Raw genomic sequence first — 19892 nt, forward strand, 5'->3', positions numbered from 1 at the left:
GGCGGAAACACCGGCCCCGACCCCGGCCGCCTGACATGTAGCGCCCCGCGCAAGGAACTTCTTCCCCCCAAGAATCGGGGGTGGTTGCTGTTTCTGCTCATTGGTTGGGCAAAACTTTCATTGGACAAAATTTAGGCGATGGGCTGATGTGGCAGCCGCAATCCCGCTCGCCGCCGATGCCGAATCTGAAACCGATCCCCACCGCTGCGGTCGCGCCGCAACCGGACCCCTTCGCGCTCCTGGCCTCGCTGCCGGTGGCGGTGCTGGCCGTCGGCCACGACCGGGTGATCCGCTTCGTCAACCTGGCCGCGCAGCAGCTGCTGGACGCCAGCGAATCCGCCCTGCTGGGGCAGGAGCTGACCGGGCTGGTGCCGGGCGACAGCCCGCTGTTCACCCTGATCGACCAGGCGATCCAGCAGGACCGCAGCGTCGCCGATTACGGCATGCTGCTGGAAAGCCCGCGGATCGGCCGGCGCACGGTCACGGTGACGGTGGCGCCGCTGGTCGACCCGCCGGACCTCGCGGTGGTCAGCCTGTTCGAGGAATCGGTGGCGCGGCGGATCGACACCCAGCTGAACCGCCGCCACGCCGCCCGGTCGATGACCGCGATGGCGGCGATGCTGGCGCATGAGATCAAGAACCCGCTCTCCGGCATCCGCGGCGCCGCCCAGCTGCTGGAGCAGACGGTCGGCGACGACGACCGGGCCCTGACCCGGCTGATCTGCGAGGAGACCGACCGCATCGTCCGGCTGGTCGACCGCATGGATGCCTTCTCCGACCCCAGCCCGCTGAACCGCGAGCCGGTCAACATCCATGAGGTGCTGGAGCGGGCGCGCCAGGTGGCGCAGACCGGCTTCGGCCGCCATGTCCGCTTCATCGAGCGCTACGACCCGTCGCTGCCGCCGGTGCCGGGGCAGTTCGACCAACTGGTCCAGGTCTTCCTGAACCTGATCAAGAACGCGGTCGAGGCGGTGGCCGAGGATGGCGAGATCATCCTGACCACCGCCTATCAGCGCGGCGTGGCGATCGCGGTGCAGGGCACCAGCCAGCGCCTGAACCTGCCGCTGATGGTGGCGATCCAGGACAACGGCCCGGGCATCCCGGACGACCTCAAGGACCACCTGTTCGACCCCTTCGTCACCACCAAGGCGGAAGGCTCCGGCCTCGGCCTGTCGCTGGTGGCCAAGATCATCGGTGACCATGGCGGCCTGATCGGCTTCGAGAGCGAGCCGCGCCGCACCGTGTTCAAGATCTCCCTGCCGATCCACGCCGGGGCGGTGTCGACCGGCGACAGCGAAAGCAACGGAAGCGAAGCATGACCAGCGGGACCATTCTGGTCGCGGATGACGATCGCGCCATCCGCATGGTGCTGACCCAGGCCCTGTCCAGGCTCGGCCACGAGGTGCGCAGCACCGGCACCGCCTCGACCCTGTACAAATGGGTCCAGGACGGCGTCGGCGACCTGATCATCACCGACGTGATGATGCCGGACGAGAACGGCCTGGACCTGCTGCCGCGGATCCGCAAGCTGCGGCCGGAGCTGCGTGTCATCGTCATGAGCGCGCAGAACACCCTCCTGACCGCGGTCAAGGCGACCGAACGCGGCGCCTTCGAGTATCTGCCCAAGCCGTTCGACCTGAAGGAGCTGGTCGGGGTGGTCGAGCGCGGCCTGACCCTGCCGCGCCAGGACGAGGGCGAGCGCCGCGAGGTCGAGGACGGCGAGGAGGCGATGCCCCTGATCGGCCGGTCGCCGGCGATGCAGGAGATCTACCGGGTGATGGCCCGGCTGATGGCGACCGACCTGACCGTGATGATCACGGGCGAGAGCGGTACCGGCAAGGAGCTGGTGGCGCGGGCGCTGCATGATTACGGCCGCCGGCGCAGCGGCCCCTTCGTCGCCATCAACATGGCGGCGATCCCGCGCGACCTGATCGAATCCGAGCTGTTCGGCCATGAGAAGGGCGCCTTCACCGGCGCGCTGTCGCGCTCCACCGGCCGGTTCGAGCAGGCCCAGGGCGGCACGCTGTTCCTGGACGAGATCGGCGACATGCCGATGGAGGCGCAGACCCGGCTGCTGCGGGTGCTGCAGGAGGGCGAATACACCACGGTCGGCGGCCGCACCCCGATCCGCGCCGATGTCCGCATCGTCGCCGCCACCCATCGCGACCTGCGCACCATGGTGCGGCAGGGCCTGTTCCGCGAGGACCTGTTCTACCGCCTCAACGTCGTGCCGATCCGCCTGCCGCCGCTGCGTGAGCGGTCGGAGGACATCCCGGCCCTGGTCAGCCACTTCATGCGCCGCGCCGCCGCCGAGGGGATGAGCGAGAAGGCGCTGGACAAGCGGGCGATGGAGCGGCTGACGCGGCACCGCTGGCCCGGCAATGTGCGCGAGCTGGAGAACCTGGCCCGGCGCCTCTGCGCCCTCTACTCGCAGGAGACGATCGGCATCGACGTGGTCGAGGCCGAGTTGAGCGACGCCCTGCCGCAACCCGGCATTGCCGAGCCCGGCGCCGAGCCGGCCGGGGAGGGGCTGTCGGCGGCGGTCGAGCGCCATCTGCGCGACTATTTCGCCGCCCATGCCGGCAGCCTGCCGGCCAGCGGCCTGTACGACCGGGTGCTGCGCGAGGTCGAGCGGCCGCTGATCACGCTGAGTCTGGCCGCCACCCGTGGCAACCAGATCCGCGCGGCCGAGCTGCTGGGCCTGAACCGCAACACCCTGCGCAAGAAGATCCGCGAGTTAGACATCCCGGTGGTCCGTGGCCTAAGCTAGGCCCCCACTCAGCATGTTGAACCGTTCTCGATGACCACCAACGCCGCGAGCCCGTCTTCCCTCTGGCGGCAGCTGTATCAATGGGCGGCCCGGATCGGGCTTGAGAACAAGCTGGCGGTGGTGCTGATCTTCGCCGCCGTCGCCTCCGGCATCGCGACCTACACTGCGCTCAGCAGCAACTCCCTGTTCGGCAAGGATGCCGACCGGGTGACGCTGCTGCTGGTGCTGGACCTGACCATCCTGCTGATGCTCGGCGCCATCGTCGCGCGCCGGCTGGTCGGGATCTGGGCGGCGCGGCGCCGCGGCTCGGCCGGGTCGCGGCTGCATGTCCGGCTGGTGGCGCTGTTCGCCGTGGTGGCGGTGGCGCCGGCCATCCTGGTCGCGGTCTTCTCCGCCGTCATCTTCAACATCGGCGTGCAGACCTGGTTCTCCGAGCGGGTGTCGACCGCGGTCAACGAATCGCTCTCGGTCGCCCAGGTCTATCTGGAGGAGAACCAGAAGGGCATCCGCTATGCCGCGCAGAGCATCGCCTACACGGTCGAGCGGGCCTACGCCCAGTACCCGGAATTCATCACCGCGAACAAATCCGCGCTGATCGGGATCCTGGGCAGCATGACCCAGACCTACAACATCCCCGACATCCGGATCATCGACCGCAAGGGCCAGGTCGTCGCCGAATCGCCCTACGCCAAGGGCCTGAAGCTGGACATGGTGGCCCCGCAATATTTCGACCGGGCGATGTCGGCCGACAGCACCGGCTACGGGCCGGTCGAGCTGATGGTCGACGGCCAGGGCGACCGGGTGCGCGCCCTGGCGCGGCTGAACGGCTTTCCCTTCGACGCCTTCCTGCTGATCGGCAAGCAGGTCGACCCGGAGGCGCTGGCCTATGTCGAGCAGACCAAGGGCGCGGTCGCCGACTACCGCGCCCTGGAGGGGCGGCGGTCGCAGCTGCAGCTGATCTTCACCGCCATCTACGTCACCGTCGCGGTGCTGCTGCTGATGGCCGCGGTGTGGATCGGCCTGGTCTTCGCCGACACGCTGGTGCGGCCGCTGCGCGAGCTGATCATGGCGTCCGAGCGGGTACGGGCCGGCGACCTGTCGATCCGGGTCCAGGGCAGCGACAGCACCGACGAGCTCGGTAGCCTGGCGCGCTCCTTCAACCGCATGACCAACCAGCTGGAGAGCCAGCGGCGCGAGCTGATCGAGGCGAACCGCCAGCTGGACCAGCGCCGGCAGTTCACCGAGACCGTGCTGTCCGGCGTCTCGGCCGGCGTGCTGGGCCTCGACGAGGACGGACGGGTGCATCTGCCGAACCGCTCCGCCACCGACCTGCTCGGCCGCTCGGTCGACGAGCTGGTCGGCCACCCGCTGGAGGCGGCGGTGCCAGAGATGGCGGAGCTGCTGGAGAGTGCCCGCAGCCGCCAGGGCCGGGTGGTGGAGGGCCAGGTCAAGGTCCGCCGCCACGGCGAGATGCGCATCCTGCTGGCCCGCATCGCCGCGGAGCGGCTGGACGGCGAGATCCGCGGCTTCGTCGTCACCTTCGACGACGTCACCGAACTCTTGTCGGCGCAGCGCAAGGCGGCCTGGGCCGATGTCGCCCGCCGGATCGCGCATGAGATCAAGAACCCGCTGACCCCGATCCAGCTCTCGGCGGAGCGGCTGAAACGCAAATATCTCAAGCAGATATCGGACGATCCTCAGACCTTCATCACCTGCACCGAGACGATCGTGCGGCAGGTCGGCGACATCGGCCGGATGGTCGACGAGTTCTCGGCCTTCGCCCGTATGCCGACGCCGGTGATGAAGGCGATCGACCTGTCCGAGACCTGCCAGCAGGCGATGTTCCTGCAGCGCAACGCCCATCCGAAGGTCAGCTTCTCCTTCAGCCAGCCGGACGACCGCCCGACGGTGCCCTGCGATGCCCGGCAGCTGTCGCAGGCCGTCACCAACCTGCTGCAGAATGCCGCGGACGCGATCGACGGCCGCATCGCCGAGGGCCGCGACCTGCCGAAGGGGCAGGTGCGGATGGTGCTGGACTACGCCGACGGTGAGGCCTGGATCACGGTCGAGGACAACGGCAGGGGCCTGCCCACCGTCGACCGCGACCGGCTGACCGAACCCTATGTCACCACCCGCGCGAAGGGGACCGGATTGGGGCTCGCCATCGTCAAGAAAATCATGGAGGATCACGGCGGCCGGCTGGTCCTCGAGGACCGCCCGGGCGGTGGGGCCCGGGTCAGCCTCGTCTTTCCGTTGGAACAGGCGGGCGTTCCGGCCGTTCCAACCGGCGACGAGCCGGGCGCATCGTCCGATCAGGTGACGGCTGCGGGCTCCAAGGACGCGGTGGGCCATGGCGCATGACATTCTCGTCGTCGACGACGAGGCGGATATCCGGATGCTCATCTCGGGCATCCTCGACGACGAAGGCTATACGACCCGGGAGGCCGGCGACACGACGCAGGCGCAGCAGGAGCTCGCCGCGCGCCAGCCCAGCCTGGTGATTCTCGACGTCTGGCTGCAGGGCAGCCCGATCGACGGGCTCGAGCTGCTCGACATCATCCGGCGCGACCATGCGGGCGTGCCGGTGCTGATGATCAGCGGCCACGGCAACATCGAGACGGCGGTCACGGCGATCAAGCACGGCGCCTACGACTTCATCGAGAAGCCGTTCAAGTCGGACCGGCTGCTGCTGATGGTCGACCGCGCCATCGAGGCGGCCCGGCTGCGGCGCGAGAATGCCGAGCTGAAGCTGCGCGCCGGCACCGAGGTCGAGTTGATCGGCCATTCGCCGATGATCAGCCAGCTGGCGCAGCAGATCGAGCGCGTGGCGCCGACCGGCAGCCGGGTGCTGATCACCGGCCCGGCCGGCGTCGGCAAGGAGGTGGTGGCCCGCCGGCTGCACGCCCTGTCCAAGCGCGCCGAGGGTCCGTTCATCGCCCTGAACTGCGCGGCGATGCATCCGGACCGGCTGGAGGAGGAGCTGTTCGGCGTCGAGGCCATGGTCGACGGCGTCATCGCCACCCGCAAGGTCGGCACCTTCGAGCAGGCGCATGGCGGCACGCTGCTGCTGGACGAGGTGGCGGACATGCCGCTGGCCACCCAAGGCAAGATCGTGCGGGTGCTGCAGGAGCAGACCTTCGTCCGCGTCGGCGGCGCCACCAAGGTCGAGGTCGATGTCCGGGTGATCGCCTCCTCGAACCGCGACCTGCCGACCGAGATCGCCGAGGGCCGGTTCCGCGAGGATTTGTACTATCGCCTGAACGTGGTGCCGATCGCCGTGCCGCCGCTGGCCAGCCGGCGCGAGGACATCCCGCTCTTGGCCCGCCACTTCATGCAGCGGGCGGCGGACGGGCAGGGGCTGATGCCCCGCCAGGTCGGCGAGGACGCGATGGCGGCGCTGCAGGCCTATAGCTGGCCGGGCAATGTCCGCCAGCTGCGCAACGTCATCGAATGGCTGCTGATCATGGCGGCGGGCGACAACAGCATGCCGATCCATGCCGACATGCTGCCGCCGGAGATCGGCGCCATTGCCCCCGCGGTGCTGCGCGGCGACCGCGGCAGCGAGATCATGGGCCTGCCGCTGCGCGACGCCCGCGAGCTGTTCGAACGCGAGTACCTGATCGCCCAGGTCACCCGCTTCGGCGGCAATATCAGCCGCACCGCCGAGTTCATCGGCATGGAGCGCTCGGCCCTGCACCGCAAGATGAAGAGCCTGGGCGTGCACGGCGCCGGCGACCGCAAGCTGCTCGACTGAGCCGGATGGTTCGATTGTCAGGCCTTTCGGAATTCCAAACACCGTCATTGCGAGCGCAGCGAAGCAATCCATGGAGCCGCTCGTGCGGGACGATGGATTGCTTCGTCGGCTTCACCTCCTCGCAATGACGGCGAGGGAAGGGCGTGCCAGGACGCTCGGCGTCAAGCGGGTGGGGAGAGTCTAAGCGATGGCGCGCGACGCCTATGTCAACGGGCGCTTTGTGCCGCACGCCCAGGCGGCGGTACATGTCGAGGACCGCGGCTTCCAGTTCGCCGACGGGGTGTACGAGGTGGTCTGCATCCGCCGCGGCGCCCTGATAGACGAGGACGGCCATCTCGACCGGCTCGGCCGGTCGCTGCAGGAGCTGCGCATCGCCTGGCCGTGCGAGCGCCGGGTGCTGCGGCTGCTGATGCGGCGGCTGTTGGAGCGCAACGGCGTGCGCGACGGGCTGATCTACCTGCAGGTCACCCGCGGCGCCGCCCCGCGCGACTTCCGCTTCCCGGCCGCGGCCCGGCCGACCCTGGTGATGACCACGCGGCGGGCGGCGCTGGCGCCCCATGGCCGCACCGGCGTCCGCGTCATCACCATCCCGGACATCCGCTGAAGCGCCGCGACATCAAGACCGTCGGCCTGCTGCCCCAGGTGCTGGGCAAGCAGGAGGCGGCGGAGCGCGGCGCCTTCGAGGCCTGGCAGGTGGATGAGGACGGCTTCGTCACCGAGGGCACCTCGTCCAACGCGTGGATCCTGACCGCGGACGGCGTGCTGGTCACCCGGCCGGCCAGCCACGAGATCCTCAACGGCATCACCCGCCAGTCGATCCTGCGGATCGCGGCGGCGGAGGGCGTGCGCTTCGAGGAGCGGCCGTTCAGCCTGGAGGAGGCCTTCGCGGCCCGCGAAGCCTTCCTCAGCAGCGCCACCAGCTTCGTCACCCCGGTGCTGCGGATCGACGACCGCACGGTCGGCGACGGCACACCCGGCCCGCTGGGCCGGCGGCTGCTGGAGGCCTATGTCGGATACGCGTCAGGCGCCGGCGCATCGTGACCATGCGCCATTGCTCCCTTTTCTCCGGCCCCGCGCTTCCCATATTGTCGATCGGTGCCACATCGTGTGGCTCGGGCCCCTCGGGGCTCCAATAAAATCAAGCAGCAGGATCCAACTAATGTCGGAAAAGGCACAGAACGTTCAGGACGTCTTCCTCAACAACGTCCGGAAGAACAAGATCCCGGTGACCATCTTCCTCGTCAACGGGGTAAAGCTGCAGGGTATCATCACTTGGTTTGACAACTTCTCGGTCCTGCTCCGCCGCGATGCCCATTCGCAGCTGGTGTACAAGCATGCGATCTCGACGGTGATGCCGGCGCACCCGATTCAGCTGTTCGAGCCGCAGAAGGAAGAGGCCTGATCCCTTTGGGCCAGACTTCGGGGCCAAATTCCGGCGTGGATGGCGCGTCCTCGGGGCGCGCCATCGTCATTCATCCGGTCCTGCCGGGTGCCCGCAACGATGCCGGGCGCACATCCGAGGCCTCGCTGGAGGAGGCGGTCGGGCTGTCGCGCGCGATCTCCCTCGACATCGCCGAGGCGCGTTGCGTCCGGGTGTCGCGGCCCCAGCCCTCGACCCTGATCGGCGAGGGCGCGCTGGAGGAGCTGTCGAGCGTGGTCGCCGCCACCGAGGCGGGGCTGGTCGTGGTCGACGCCACCCTGAGCCCGGTGCAGCAGCGCAACCTGGAGCGGCGCTGGAAGACCAAGGTGATCGACCGCACCGGCCTGATCCTGGAGATCTTCGGCGAGCGCGCCCGCACCCGCGAGGGTCAGCTGCAGGTCGAGCTGGCGCATCTCAGCTACCAGCGCTCTCGCCTGGTGCGGTCCTGGACCCATCTGGAGCGGCAGCGCGGCGGCGCCGGCTTCCTCGGCGGCCCCGGCGAAACCCAGATCGAGCTGGATCGCCGCCAGATCGACGACCGCATCATCCAGATCAAGCGCCAGCTGGACGACGTCCGCCGCACCCGGTCGCTGCACCGCGACGCCCGCGCCCGCGTGCCGTATCCGGTGGTGGCGCTGGTCGGCTACACCAATGCCGGCAAGTCGACCCTGTTCAACCGCCTGACCCGGGCCACCGTGCTGGCCAAGGACATGCTGTTCGCCACGCTGGACCCGACCATGCGGGCGATCGAGGCGGGGCAGGGGCGGCGGATCATCCTGTCCGACACCGTCGGCTTCATCTCCGACCTGCCGACCCATCTGGTCGCCGCCTTCCGGGCGACGCTGGAGGAGGTGCAGGCCGCGGACCTGATCCTGCATGTCCGCGACATCGCCCATCCCGACACCGAGGCCCAGCGCGAGGATGTCGAGGCGGTGCTGCGCGACCTCGATATCGACATCGATTCCGACGGGCGGGTGATCGAGGTCCTGAACAAGGCCGACCTGCTGCCGGAGGCCGAGCGCGAGACCTTGTCGACCGCCGTGCGCCGGCGCGGCCATGACGCCGCGGTGATCTCGGCCCTGACCGGCGACGGCTGCGACGGGCTGATGGAGCTCATCGCCCGCCGCATCAACGCCGACCGCGAGACCATGACGGTCAAGCTGGACATCGCCGACGGCCGCACCCTGGCCTGGCTGCACGAGCATGGCGAGGTGCTGGAGGCCCGAGACGACGGCGCCCATCTCTTCGTCCGCGTCCGCCTGCACCCGAACGACGCCGCCCGGCTGCACCGCCAGCTCGGCATCGCCACCCGTCACTGAGAGCCCTCCGATGCTGCGCCTGCCCGAGATCGATACCGTCGCCGCCCTGATCTCGGAGACGGCGCAGGAGCTGATCCTGCCGCGCTTCGGCCGGCTGGAGGACGGGGCGGTGATGGAGAAGGCGCCCGGCGACCTGGTCACCATCGCCGACCAGGAGAGCGAGGTGCGCCTCGCCGCGCGGCTGCCGGATCTCCTGCCCGGCTCCCTCGTGCTCGGCGAGGAGGCCTATGCCAAGGATCCGGCCGTGCTGGACCTGCTGGACGGCGACGACCCGGTCTGGGTGGTCGACCCGGTCGACGGCACCGCCAATTTCGTCGCCGGCCGGCCGCGCTTCGGCACCATCGTCGCCCTGGTGCACCGGGGCGAAACGCTGATGGGCTGGATCCACCTGCCGGTCGAGAATCAAACCGCCTGGGCGATCAGGGGCGAGGGCGCCTTTGTCGACGGCGAGCGCCGGACCCTGGCGGCGCCGGGGCCGCTGGCGACGCTGCGCGGCGGCTTCAACCTGGCCAAGCGGCCGCCAGGCTATGCCGTGGGCGTGATGCGGCTGCGCGAGGCGGTCGGCACCCACATCCATGTCAACTGCGCCGGCGCCGACTATATCGACGCCGTCGAGGGCCGCATCGACATCCTGGCCTATCGCAAGCTGTTCCCCTGGGACCACGCCGCCGGCACGCTGCTGCATGCCGAGGCCGGCGGATGGAGCGCCGTGCTCGACGGCACCCGCTACCGCCCGACGCTGCGCCAGGGCCCGATCCTGGTGGCGCCGGACCAGGCCAGCTGGCGCGCCGCCCGCGCCGCCATGGGCGAGATCGCGGCCGCGGCCTGATGGTTGCTACGACCTTGATTTGAACGTGAAAGGAACCTGAGCATGTCCCGCACCGTCACCGCCTCCGGGCTGGAGATCGAGGATCTCGAGGTCGGCACCGGCGCCGAGGCGAAGGCCGGCGTCACCGTGACCGTTCACTATACCGGCTGGCTGCGGAACGACGACGGCACCGCCGGCAAGAAGTTCGACTCCAGCAAGGACCGCAACGAGCCGTTCCGTTTTCCGCTCGGCGGCGGCCGGGTGATCCGCGGCTGGGACGAGGGCGTGCAGGGCATGAAGATCGGCGGCAAGCGCCGGCTGGTCATCCCGGCCGCCCTGGGCTACGGCGCGCGCGGCGCCGGCGGCGTCATCCCGCCGAACGCGACGCTGATCTTCGACGTCGAGCTGCTGGGCGTCTGACCGCACGCCTGCCGCCGGCCGGTTCGCCAGATCGAACCGGCCGTCAGTCCCGAAGCCGGCGGAGCGTGGAGACGACCGTCAGCGTCTGCGGATAGGGGGCGCCGGCCCGGGCCGGCCCGTTGACCTTCGTCAGATCCTCCGCCGACAGAGTCATGGTCAGCTTGAGCTGCCCGTCGTCGACCTCGACGGACAAGGTCCGCGTGACGCCGTTGCCCGACGGGACCGGCGCCTTGATGGTCGTCGATTCGATCCGGCCGGGCCCAAGCCAGCGATAGGTGCCGTGGGAACCCAGTGGCGCGCTGGCGACGAGTTGCCACGTCCCGTCGGCGGTGAAGACCATGGTCGAGCGGGTCTTGTCCGAGACGGGCTGGGCCGGAGCCTCCCGGCCATCGGCGATCCGTTGCTGCGAGACCAGGTCCCATCGGCCGACCAGCAGCTCCGCCGATGTCTGGGCATGGGCCGCGGCGCCGGCCAGGACCGCGGCCAGCATCGCGGCGAGGGCGGGAAGCCGGCGCCTCCCACGCAGCGTCGTCATCCTCATGCCGCCGTCTCCGCCCGCTTGGCGACGACCCACAATTCCTCCATCTCGTCCAGGCTGGCCCCGGCGGGGTCGCGGCCCTGGGCCCGCAGCGCCGCCTCCAGGTGGCGGAAGCGGCGCTCGAACTTGGCGTTGGTGCGGCGCAGGGCGGAATCGGGGTCGACCTCGTAGCGCCGGGCCAGGTTGACGGCGCAGAACAGCAGGTCGCCGATCTCGTCCTCGATCCGCTCCTTCGGCGCCTTGCCGTCGATCTCGGCCCGGATCTCGCCGACCTCCTCCTCGATCTTGTCCAGGATGTCGGCCGGGTCGGTCCAGTCGAAGCCGACCCGCGCCGCCCGCTTCTGCAGCTTCAGCGCCCGGGTCAGGCTGGGCAGGCCGGCGGCGATGCCGTCCAGCACGCCGGCCGGGCGGCCCTCGGCCTCTGCCTTGGCCGCCCGCTCCTCCGCCTTCTGCCGCTCCCACTGCGCCGGCATGCCGTCGGCGTCGACCTCGGCGCCGCCGAACACATGCGGGTGGCGGCGGATCATCTTGTCGGCAATCCCGGCCGCCACATCGGCATAGGCGAAGGCGCCTCGCTCCTCCGCCATGCGCGAATGGAAGGCCACCTGGAACAGCAGGTCGCCCAGTTCGTCCTTCAGCTCGTCCATGGCGTCGCGCTCGATCGCATCGGCCACCTCATAGGCCTCCTCGATCGTGTAGGGCGCGATGGTGCGGAAGCTCTGCTCCACGTCCCACGGGCAGCCGGTCTGCGGGTCGCGCAGCCGCGCCATCACCTCGATCAGGCGGCGGGTGGCGTCTCCGGCTTCGGGGGCATCGGGACGGTCGGTCATCATCGGTCTCCGGGCGGGCGGTCCCTTCCTGGTATCGCATCGCGGCGGCGGCGGCAAATCGCGCTCCGCCTTGCCAAGCCGGCGCTCGCATATTCCTATACCGGCCGGGGCGCTTCGCTCCGGTCCGAGGGGAAATCCACACCATGTCGTTCATCCGTTCTCTCAGAACCGTCGCGCTCGCGACCAGCCTGGCCGCCTCGGTCGCGCTCGCCGCCTGCGGCCAGAAGCCCGCGCCGGCCCCGGCCGCGCCGGTCGGCCCGACCCAGCTCTTCTCCTACGAGGTGCTGACCTTCAAGCCGCTCGGCCTCGACGACAAGAAGGCCAGCTACGGCGACCGCGCCGCGTTCACGGCGCAGGTGCGCGACACCGAGATGCCGAAGATCCTGGAGCTGCTGCAGATCCCGGCCGACCAGGTGCAGACCGAGCTGACGCCGGGGGGCTATCAGCTCGAGACCAACGCCTCGCTGCAATCGGCCTTCGAGGCCGATGCGAAGACGTCCGACCTGTTCGCCGCGGCGATCGGCTACACCTTCCGCCAGTGGAGCGTGCTGATCACCGACTTCACGCCGGAAGGGCAGGGCAACACCGCCTTTGCCGTGGTCACCTTCAAGGACCACGCCCCGAGCGGCGAGGAGGCGCAGGCCTTCTTCCAGCACGCGGCCGAGGTGAACAAGGGGCTGGGCGGCGGCTACACCGCCTTCGGCCACGACCTGTACTTCCTCAACATCGGCGATTCCGAGGGCAAGGCCTATAGCGGCCTGGACGACGCCACCTTCGTGGCCGAGCTGACCAAGGCGGCGCAGAGCTTCAAGGGCTCGGCGGTGTCGGTCAGCCGGTCCGGCCGGGTCGATGCCCGCTTCGTCGAGAACGACTGGGCCAAGTCGAAGACCGGCCAGGACTATGCCAAGATCCTGGGCCGCGACCTGACCCGCCAGCTGACCCAGCTGCGCCGCCAGCACGAGCGCGACCTGCGGAAGTTCGGCACCGAGCACCACTGGAAGTAACGGAAGCCGGCGCCGCCTGACGATCCAGGCGGCGCCGCTTCATTCGGCGGCCTCTGCTGCCCCAGCTTTCGTTACTGCGACCGGCCGGACCGTCCGCCGGCCGAAGCGCTGGGCCAGGACCACGCCCGCCAGCACCAGGGCGCCGCCGGCCAGGTGGTAGGGGTGCAGGCTCTCGCCCAGCACCGCCATCGCGATCGCCGCGGTCATCACCGGCGACAGGTTGATGAACAGGCTGGTGCGGCTGGGGCCGAGCAGGCGGATCGCCTGCATCCACAGATACGGCGCCAGGATCGAGGTCGGGATCCCGGCATAGAGGATCAGGCCCAGCGCCGTGGCGCTGTGCGGCGCCGCCGGCGCCAGCAGCCAGCCCGGCAGCAGGAACAGCGTGGCGAAGGCGATCTGCAGGTACAGCGACGGCCAGGCCGGCAGCGGCATGTGCCAGCGCCGCAGCAGCACGCCGTAGCCGGAATAGGCGACGCAGGCGATCAGCATCATGCCGTCGCCCGGTACCAGCCCGCCGCTGAACGGCGCCAGCGGGTCGCCCTGGCCCAGCAGCAGCATCAGCCCGACCAGCGACAGGCCGCCGCCGGCCACCATGCCCAGCGTCGGCGCCTCGGCCAGCAGCAGGCTGGACAGCGCCATGGTCAAGAGCGGCACCAGCGACACCACGAAGCCCATCTTGGTGGCCGAGGTGGTCTCCGCCGCGTAATAGGCCAGCCCCTGATAGGCGGCCATGCCGAACAGCCCCAGCACCGCCAGCTTCGCCAGATACGGCCGGATCTCGCGCCGCAGCCGCCACACCGGCCAGGCCAGGAACGGCGTCAGCAGCAACAGCGCCAGGGCCCAGCGCTCGAAGGCGATGACGCTGGGATGGACCGCGGTCGCCGCCAGCTTGGTGACGACGACATTGCCGGACCAGATCGCCACGGTGACGACCGGCAGGGCGAACCAGCGCAGCGGCAGGGAGGAGGGCGAGGTGGACATGTCGCGACCCTAGCGCCTGGCGGGTTCAAGATATATAACGATGATCGGACAAGCGATGGAGAGGAGGGGACAGATGACCGAGCGCCTGCCTGCGCTGCGCGGCGCCCCACCGGACCCGCTGTCCTTCCGCACCGAGGATTATCCCGCCGGCATGGTGTGGCCGGAGGCGGCGCTGCCCTGGGGCAAGCTCAACTACGCCGTGCGCGGCCTGATGGTGGCGACGGTGGGCGGCGTGCGCTACCTGTCGCCGCCGCATTACGCGATCTGGACCCCGCCGGACGTGGTCCATGCCTGCCACAACCGCGACGCCGTGCGCTACGTCTCGGTCTATGTCGTGCGCGAGCTCTGCGCGACGCTGCCGGCCGAGCCCTGCACCCTGGCGCTGAGCCCGCTGATCAAGGCGATCCTGGCCGATGTCGACGCCCGCGGCGTCAAGGTGCCGCGAAGCGAGGAGGACCTGCGGCTGGCGCAGGTTCTGGTCGACCAGATCCGGCTGGCGCCGCGCCACTCCTCCTACCTGCCGGTGTCGGACGACCCGGCGCTGCGCGTGGTGCTGGAGGCGCTGCAGCGCGAGCCGGGGGATCGCCGGTCGCTGGCCGAATGGGCGCGGGTCACCGGCACCACCGAGCGCACGCTGTCGCGCCACTGCCAGCGCGACCTCGGCATGTCCTTCGCCGAATGGCGGCAGCGGATGAAGCTGGTGGCGGCGCTGGCGCGGCTGGAGGAGGGGGCCTCGGTCGGCGCGGTAGCGCGCGACCTCGGCTACGGCAACGCCTCGGCCTTCATCGCCATGTTCCACCGCCTGACCGGCACGACGCCGGACCAGATGCGCAAGGACGGGCTGCGCCGCGACCGCGAGGCGGCGTAGCGGCGGCAGCCCGCCCCGGGCGGCGCTACAGCACGAAGTCGCCGGCGACCAGGCCGGTGGCGCTGACGACGTTGATCTGCATGTCGGCCACCTTGTCGCCATTGACGTCGATCAGCACCGACTGGACCCCGCCGCCGGCCGCCACCCGCACCTCGTGCCCGGCCCCGGTGAAGGCGCCGCCGCCGAGGAAGGTGAAGGCGGTGTTGCCGTTGCCGGCATTGCCGTCGGCGTCGATGGCCGAGAGGTCGATGCGGTCGCCCTCGGCATGCGAGAAATCGTTGATGCTGTCGCGCGTGGCGGCCACGGTCGTGCTGTCCGACACCGCCGTGTAGACGAAGCGGTCTGCCCCCGCGCCGCCCTTGAGCGCGTCGGCCCCGGCGCCCCCGGTCAGCGCATCGTTCCCGGCCATGCCCCACAGCGCGTTCGCCCCGGCATCGCCGGTGATGATGTCGGCATAGGCCGAGCCCATCACGTTCTCGACGCCGCTATAGGTGTCGCCCGTGGCGTCGCCGCCGGTGCCGCCGGTGACGAGGTTGACCGCCACCGCCGCCGTCGCCGCGTCGTACAGCGCGATGTCGGTGCCGGTGCCGCCGCCCAGCGCATCGGCCCCGGCGCCCCCGGTCAGGTAGTCGTCGCCGTCGCCGCCCTGCAGATTGTCGGCCCCGGCCTCGCCATAAAGGGAATCGTTGCCGGCATCGCCGGTGATGATGTCGCCGCCGGCGCCGCCATACAGCCGGTCCGTCCCGGCCAGGCCGCGCAGCGTGTTGGCGCCGGCATCGCCGATGATGGTGTCGTTGAAGGCCGAGCCCAGCACATTCTCGACGCCGATGAAGCTGTCCCCGGCCGCGACCCCGCCGGTGCCGCCGCCGACGAGGCGCAGCGTCACCGCGGCGCCGGCCTCGGCGTAGTTGGCGGTGTCGGTGCCGGCACCGCCGTTCAGCACATCGGCCCCGTTGCCGCCGATCAGCAGGTCGTCGCCGTCGCCGCCCTGCAGCGTGTCGGTGCCGGCCTCGCCATAGAGCGAGTCGTTGCCCGCGCCGCCGGCGAGGACATCGTTGCCGCCGCGGCCCCACAGCGTGTTGGCGCCGGCGTCGCCGGTCAGGCTGTCGGCGAAGGCCGAGCCGCCGAGGGTCTCGATCCCGGTCAGCACGTCGCCGGCGGCATCCCCGCCGCTGTTGACGCCAGTGGCCAGGTTGACCGTGACCGCGGCGGCCGACGCCGCGTAGTCGGCCCTGTCGGTGCCGTCACCGCCGTCGAGCCGATCCGCCCCGGCGCCTCCCGTCAGCACGTCGTTGCCCGCGCCGCCCGACAGGGTGTTTGCGCCGGCGTCACCGGTCAGCGTGTCGGCATAGGCGGAGCCGGTCACCGCCTCGATCGCGGTCAGCACGTCGCCCTGTGCGTCGCCGCCAGAGGCGGTGTGAGTGCCGAGATTGACCGTCACCGCCGCGGCGGAGGTCGAGTAGTCCGCCGTGTCGAAGCCGTCGCCGCCATCGAGGGTGTCGGCCCCGGCACCGCCGCGCAGCGTGTCGTCGCCGATCCATCCGGTCAGCACATTCGTCCCGGCCGTGCCGATGAGGAGATCGTTCTCGTCACTGCCGAACGCGTTCTCGATGCTGGTCAGCTTGGTGCCGTCCGAGATCGTTCCGGCCGCGAGATCGATGGTCACGCCATGCTGGTAGGAATTGCCGCTGGCGTAGCTAATCGTGTCGATCCCTGCGCCGCCATCCACATCGCCGCCCCAATAGACGAAGATACGATCGTCGCCATTGCCGCCGATCAGGGTCTCATGACCGAGATTCCCTTGGATCCTGTCATTGCCATCGCCGCCATCGATCAGAGTGCCGCCAGCCAGGTTGTCGTCGCCACCCAGGCCGTACAACGTTGCGCTCTCTCCATAATAGTAATTGTAAACACTGTCGTTGCCATTCGTCAGAATGATATTGGCATAGTAATCATAATTATCATGCCACCAATCCACGTATCCGATGGTGGTGTCCGCCCCCTGGAACTGGAGGTGCTGCCAATTGGTGATACCGTAGGGATAGTCGCCGGTCTGGGCCCAGTAGATGCTCACACCCGCGCCATCAGGGCCGATGACATAGCCGCTGAGGTCCATCGACTTTCCTTCCTGGCCGGGAATGCCGAAGGAGGCGGGAGCAGAGGCGTGGCTGTCGAATTTGTTTACGCCGGACATTGACCCCTCCAATAGTATTTAGCTTATGGTTATCGAAAAATTGTTGGTCGCAATATCGGCAGGTCGATCCGTGACCGGATCCGGGTGTCATGCGGCCCTGGGTTTGTCGTGCAATCTACGCCCGTCGCCGTCCCGGCTCCAGCCCTCCTGGACGGGTTCGCCGGTTCCGCTCACACCGCCGGCGCCGCATCTTCGACCGGTTCCCGGTTCATGGTCCGGCGCTGCGCCGCCAGGCGGTCCAACTGGGCCCGCAGGCCCGGATGCTTCGACACGAACATGCGGAAATCCCGCTCCGGCAGCGCCAGCAGCTGGCAGTAGTCGATGGCGGTGACGTCGGCGGAGCGGCGGGCCCGGCTCAGCAGCGCCATCTCGCCGAAGAACTCGCCGGGGCCGAGCGGGATCTCGCGGCCGTCGACCGTCACCTGCACCGCGCCGGACGAGATGAAATAGGCAGCGTCCGGCCGGCCGCCCTTGCGGATGATGCGCTCGCCCGGGGCGGCGGCGCGCGGCTGGAACAGCAGCAGCAGGTCCTCGCGCGCCTCCTGGTCCAGATCGGCGAAGATCGGGAACAGGTCGACGATGTTCTGGATGCGCAGGCCGCGCTCGCTCTCGCGGGCCGCGCTGCGCCGCTGCAGCTCGTCCAACTGCGTCTCCAGCGCGGCGAGGCGCTTCTGGCCGTAATGGCCCCGCCGGACCCGGCTCACCAGCCGATCCACGGCCGCGAAGACCAGCGGGTTGAGGGTGATCGAGATCAGCGCCCCGGCCAGGACCAGGTCGCGGCCCTCCGGCGGCAGCAGGCCCATGGACAGGCCGAGGCCTGCCAGGATGAAGGAGAACTCGCCGATCTGGGCCAGGCTGGCGGCCACGGTCAGGGCGGTGGCCGCCGGATAGCGCAGCAGCAGCACGATGCCGAAGGCGACGATCGACTTGCCGAGGATGATCAGCGCCACCACCGCCGCCACGGCCAGCGGCTCGCGCAGCACGATCGACGGGTCGAACAGCATGCCGACCGAAACGAAGAACAGCACCGCGAAGGCGTCCTGCAGCGGCATCGAGTTGGCGGCCGCCCGGTGGCTGAAATCGGACTCGCTGAGCACCACGCCGGCGAAGAAGGCGCCGAGGGCGAAGGAGACGCCGAACACCACGGCCGAGCCGTAGGCGATGCCGACGGCGACGGCGAGGACGGAGAGGGTGAACAGCTCGCGCGAGCCGGTCCGTGCCACCTGCTTCAGCACCCAGGGCACCACCTTCGGCCCGAGCAGCATCGCCAGCGCCACGAAGGCCGCGACCTTGCCGAGGGTCAGCAGCAGCTCGGTGACGATGTCGGTATCGCCGCCATGCCCGTCGGCATGGCCGCCGAGCATCCCGGCGAAGGCCGGCAGCAGCACCAGCGCCAGCACCATGGCCAGGTCCTCGACGATCAGCCAGCCGACGGCGATGCGGCCGTTCGGCGTGGCCACGCCGTTGCGCTCCTCCAGCGCCTTCAGCAGCACCACCGTGCTGGCGACCGAGAGGCTGAGGCCCAGCACCAGCCCGGCGCCCAGCCCCCAGCCCCAGGCGGCGGCCAGGCCCATGCCGATCAGCGTCGCCAGGACGATCTGCCCGACCGCGCCGGGGATGGCGACCGAGCGCACCGCCATCAGGTCGGCGGCGGAGAAATGCAGGCCGACGCCGAACATCAACAGGATCACGCCCATCTCGGCCAGCTCGGCCGCCAGGCCGGCATCGGCGACGAAGCCGGGGGTGAACGGCCCCACGGCGATGCCGGCGACGAGATATCCGACCAGGGGCGGCAGGCGCAGCCGGTGCGCCAGGAAGCCGAAGGCGAAGGCCAGCACGAAACCGGCCGCCGCCGTCGCGATCAGAGTTGCCTCGCCATGCATCGATCGGTTCCCTTCATCCTGCCGCTTCCCGTGTATAGCGTCGGTGCCGCGCCGGCGTAAGAAAACCCTCGTCCGGAGGGACTGGTCTTCGGCCGGGACGCGAAGAGGAGCCCGGAGCGCCCGGCAGGCCGGATGTGGTATCAGACGCTCCGGGGCGGGGCCGCGCCGATCGGCCCGTGATCGGGGGCGTGCGATGGGGCTGAACTGCGCCGATTTCTACGATGCCGAGCTGCGCCGGCACAACGAGGCCCTGCGGGCCGCCCTCGCGGTCGGGCCGCGCGACCGCGTGCTCGACATCGGATGCGGCGCCGGGCTGACCAGCCGCGAGGCGGCCCGCATCGCCGTGGATGGCGGCGTCCTGGGCGTGGACGTCTCGGCGCCGATGCTCGAGATCGCCCGCCGGCGCAGCGCGGAGGAGGGGTTGTGGAACGTCGTCTTCGAGCAGGGCGACGCGCAGCGGCACGGGTTTCCCGCGGCCGGCTTCGACCTCAGCATCAGCCGGTTCGGGGTGATGTTCTTCGCCGATCCGGCGGCGGCCTTCGCCAACATTGCCCGGGCGATGCGGCCGGGCGCGCGGCTGGTATGGATGGTGTGGCAGGGCCAGGACCGCAACGAGTGGTCGACCGCGATCCGGCAGGCGCTGGAGCCGGGCACCGCCCCGTCCGCGGCCGCCGCCCCCGCCTTCTCGCTGGCCGACCCAGCCGTCGCCACCGGGCTCCTGGAGGCATCCGGCTTCACCTCGGTCGATTTCGCCGCGGTCCACGAACCGGTCTTCTACGGCGCGGATGTCGACGCCGCCTATGACGCCCTGGCCGGCCTGCAATTCATCCAGGAACCGCTGGCCCGGGCGGATGCCCAGGCCGATGCGCGGCGGCAGCGGCTGCGCGATCTGCTCGAAGCCCATCTGACCGCGGATGGCGTGCTGTTCGACTCGCGCGCCTGGATCATCACCGCAGATCGGGCGGACGGCTAGCCGAAGGTCTTTCCGCCTGAAGAGGGGGCATGGCCGCGTTCGACCCGAAGCGGACGAATGCCATGAGGCCGCGCCGCGATGTTTCGGCCGGCCGAATTCGCCGCCGTATGAATTCACAGGCGGCACG

At 70.1% G+C, this 19892-nt stretch carries 16 protein-coding genes and 1 pseudogene; 12 read left to right on the forward strand and 5 right to left on the reverse strand.

Going from position 1 to position 19892, the window contains the following annotated elements; all coding sequences use genetic code 11:
- Positions 1 to 176 precede the first annotated feature (176 nt).
- The 9 genes and pseudogenes from BWR60_RS05095 (at position 177) to BWR60_RS05135 (ending at position 10491) form a co-directional block, all read left to right on the forward strand.
- Positions 177 to 1319, forward strand: coding sequence for a two-component system sensor histidine kinase NtrB (locus tag BWR60_RS05095; protein ID WP_088149989.1), 1143 nt, complete (start codon positions 177 to 179; stop codon positions 1317 to 1319).
- Complete coding sequence (gene ntrC / locus BWR60_RS05100; RefSeq protein ID WP_088149929.1) at positions 1316 to 2770, forward strand: nitrogen regulation protein NR(I); 1455 nt, start codon at positions 1316 to 1318, stop codon at positions 2768 to 2770. Before BWR60_RS05095 ends, ntrC begins: the two co-directional genes overlap by 4 nt.
- A 30-nt stretch (positions 2771 to 2800) precedes the next feature.
- Complete coding sequence (locus BWR60_RS05105; RefSeq protein ID WP_088149930.1) at positions 2801 to 5131, forward strand: sensor histidine kinase; 2331 nt, start codon at positions 2801 to 2803, stop codon at positions 5129 to 5131.
- Positions 5121 to 6524, forward strand: a complete 1404-nt coding sequence (locus BWR60_RS05110) for a sigma-54-dependent transcriptional regulator (protein ID WP_088149931.1) — start codon at positions 5121 to 5123, stop codon at positions 6522 to 6524. The genes BWR60_RS05105 and BWR60_RS05110 overlap by 11 nt, the downstream gene beginning before the upstream one ends.
- Before the next feature lie 187 nt (positions 6525 to 6711).
- Positions 6712 to 7565, forward strand: a pseudogene (locus BWR60_RS05115) (D-amino-acid transaminase).
- A gap of 118 nt (positions 7566 to 7683) precedes the next feature.
- The gene (hfq, locus tag BWR60_RS05120; protein WP_026870608.1) at positions 7684 to 7926 is read left to right on the forward strand and encodes an RNA chaperone Hfq; all 243 of its coding nucleotides are present in this window, start codon (positions 7684 to 7686) and stop codon (positions 7924 to 7926) included.
- A 35-nt stretch (positions 7927 to 7961) separates the two neighbouring features.
- Positions 7962 to 9263, forward strand: a complete 1302-nt coding sequence (gene hflX, locus BWR60_RS05125; RefSeq protein ID WP_088149932.1) for a GTPase HflX — start codon at positions 7962 to 7964, stop codon at positions 9261 to 9263.
- A 10-nt stretch (positions 9264 to 9273) separates the two neighbouring features.
- Positions 9274 to 10092: an inositol monophosphatase family protein gene (locus tag BWR60_RS05130; protein ID WP_088149933.1), complete on the forward strand. Its 819-nt coding sequence runs from the start codon at positions 9274 to 9276 to the stop codon at positions 10090 to 10092.
- Positions 10093 to 10134: 42 nt separating this feature from the next.
- Positions 10135 to 10491, forward strand: coding sequence for an FKBP-type peptidyl-prolyl cis-trans isomerase (locus BWR60_RS05135; RefSeq protein ID WP_088149934.1), 357 nt, complete (start codon positions 10135 to 10137; stop codon positions 10489 to 10491).
- A 43-nt stretch (positions 10492 to 10534) separates the two neighbouring features.
- Here BWR60_RS05135 and BWR60_RS05140 read toward each other — a convergent pair whose 3' ends face one another.
- Complete coding sequence (locus BWR60_RS05140) at positions 10535 to 11032, reverse strand: hypothetical protein (protein WP_144445522.1); 498 nt, start codon at positions 11030 to 11032, stop codon at positions 10535 to 10537.
- Positions 11029 to 11859 (reverse strand): nucleoside triphosphate pyrophosphohydrolase, encoded by an 831-nt coding sequence (gene mazG, locus BWR60_RS05145; protein WP_088149990.1) that lies wholly within the window; start codon positions 11857 to 11859, stop codon positions 11029 to 11031. The genes BWR60_RS05140 and mazG overlap by 4 nt, the downstream gene beginning before the upstream one ends.
- 143 nt (positions 11860 to 12002) lie before the next feature.
- Here mazG and BWR60_RS05150 point away from each other — a divergent pair, with 143 nt between their 5' ends.
- Entirely contained in the window at positions 12003 to 12863 is an 861-nt protein-coding gene (locus BWR60_RS05150) for a hypothetical protein (RefSeq protein WP_088149936.1), read from the forward strand.
- A gap of 39 nt (positions 12864 to 12902) precedes the next feature.
- On the opposite strand, the gene BWR60_RS05155 is transcribed toward BWR60_RS05150, so the two are convergent.
- Complete coding sequence (locus BWR60_RS05155) at positions 12903 to 13847, reverse strand: DMT family transporter (RefSeq protein ID WP_218823350.1); 945 nt, start codon at positions 13845 to 13847, stop codon at positions 12903 to 12905.
- Positions 13848 to 13920: 73 nt separating this feature from the next.
- Between BWR60_RS05155 and BWR60_RS05160 the strand changes: the two genes are divergently transcribed.
- Entirely contained in the window at positions 13921 to 14715 is a 795-nt protein-coding gene (locus tag BWR60_RS05160) for an AraC family transcriptional regulator (RefSeq protein ID WP_088149937.1), read from the forward strand.
- A 25-nt stretch (positions 14716 to 14740) separates the two neighbouring features.
- On the opposite strand, the gene BWR60_RS05165 is transcribed toward BWR60_RS05160, so the two are convergent.
- A complete protein-coding gene (locus tag BWR60_RS05165; protein ID WP_088149938.1) occupies positions 14741 to 16909 on the reverse strand; it encodes a calcium-binding protein in 2169 nt (722 codons plus the stop codon).
- Between the two features lie 170 nt (positions 16910 to 17079).
- Complete coding sequence (locus BWR60_RS05170; protein WP_088149939.1) at positions 17080 to 18792, reverse strand: cation:proton antiporter; 1713 nt, start codon at positions 18790 to 18792, stop codon at positions 17080 to 17082.
- Positions 18793 to 18985: 193 nt separating this feature from the next.
- Between BWR60_RS05170 and BWR60_RS05175 the strand changes: the two genes are divergently transcribed.
- Positions 18986 to 19765: a class I SAM-dependent methyltransferase gene (locus BWR60_RS05175; RefSeq protein WP_088149940.1), complete on the forward strand. Its 780-nt coding sequence runs from the start codon at positions 18986 to 18988 to the stop codon at positions 19763 to 19765.
- The last annotated feature ends 127 nt before the right edge of the window (positions 19766 to 19892 follow it).

This window comes from Inquilinus limosus (assembly GCF_002195995.1).
Classification (GTDB): domain Bacteria; phylum Pseudomonadota; class Alphaproteobacteria; order DSM-16000; family Inquilinaceae; genus Inquilinus; species Inquilinus limosus_C.

Bases quoted from the DNA above. Each gene is read 5' to 3' on its own strand.
- hfq (WP_026870608.1), top strand. From the start codon at position 7,684: ATGTCGGAAAAGGCACAGAACGTTCAGGACGTCTTCCTCAACAACGTC.
- BWR60_RS05150 (WP_088149936.1), top strand. From the start codon at position 12,003: ATGTCGTTCATCCGTTCTCTCAGAACCGTCGCGCTCGCGACCAGCCTG.
- BWR60_RS05160 (WP_088149937.1), top strand. From the start codon at position 13,921: ATGACCGAGCGCCTGCCTGCGCTGCGCGGCGCCCCACCGGACCCGCTG.
- BWR60_RS05175 (WP_088149940.1), top strand. From the start codon at position 18,986: ATGGGGCTGAACTGCGCCGATTTCTACGATGCCGAGCTGCGCCGGCAC.
- mazG (WP_088149990.1), bottom strand. From the start codon at position 11,859: ATGACCGACCGTCCCGATGCCCCCGAAGCCGGAGACGCCACCCGCCGC.
- BWR60_RS05105 (WP_088149930.1), top strand. From the start codon at position 2,801: ATGACCACCAACGCCGCGAGCCCGTCTTCCCTCTGGCGGCAGCTGTAT.
- BWR60_RS05130 (WP_088149933.1), top strand. From the start codon at position 9,274: ATGCTGCGCCTGCCCGAGATCGATACCGTCGCCGCCCTGATCTCGGAG.
- BWR60_RS05135 (WP_088149934.1), top strand. From the start codon at position 10,135: ATGTCCCGCACCGTCACCGCCTCCGGGCTGGAGATCGAGGATCTCGAG.
- BWR60_RS05095 (WP_088149989.1), top strand. From the start codon at position 177: ATGCCGAATCTGAAACCGATCCCCACCGCTGCGGTCGCGCCGCAACCG.
- BWR60_RS05110 (WP_088149931.1), top strand. From the start codon at position 5,121: ATGGCGCATGACATTCTCGTCGTCGACGACGAGGCGGATATCCGGATG.
- BWR60_RS05155 (WP_218823350.1), bottom strand. From the start codon at position 13,847: ATGTCCACCTCGCCCTCCTCCCTGCCGCTGCGCTGGTTCGCCCTGCCG.
- BWR60_RS05140 (WP_144445522.1), bottom strand. From the start codon at position 11,032: ATGAGGATGACGACGCTGCGTGGGAGGCGCCGGCTTCCCGCCCTCGCC.
- ntrC (WP_088149929.1), top strand. From the start codon at position 1,316: ATGACCAGCGGGACCATTCTGGTCGCGGATGACGATCGCGCCATCCGC.
- BWR60_RS05170 (WP_088149939.1), bottom strand. From the start codon at position 18,792: ATGCATGGCGAGGCAACTCTGATCGCGACGGCGGCGGCCGGTTTCGTG.
- BWR60_RS05165 (WP_088149938.1), bottom strand. From the start codon at position 16,909: ATGTCCGGCGTAAACAAATTCGACAGCCACGCCTCTGCTCCCGCCTCC.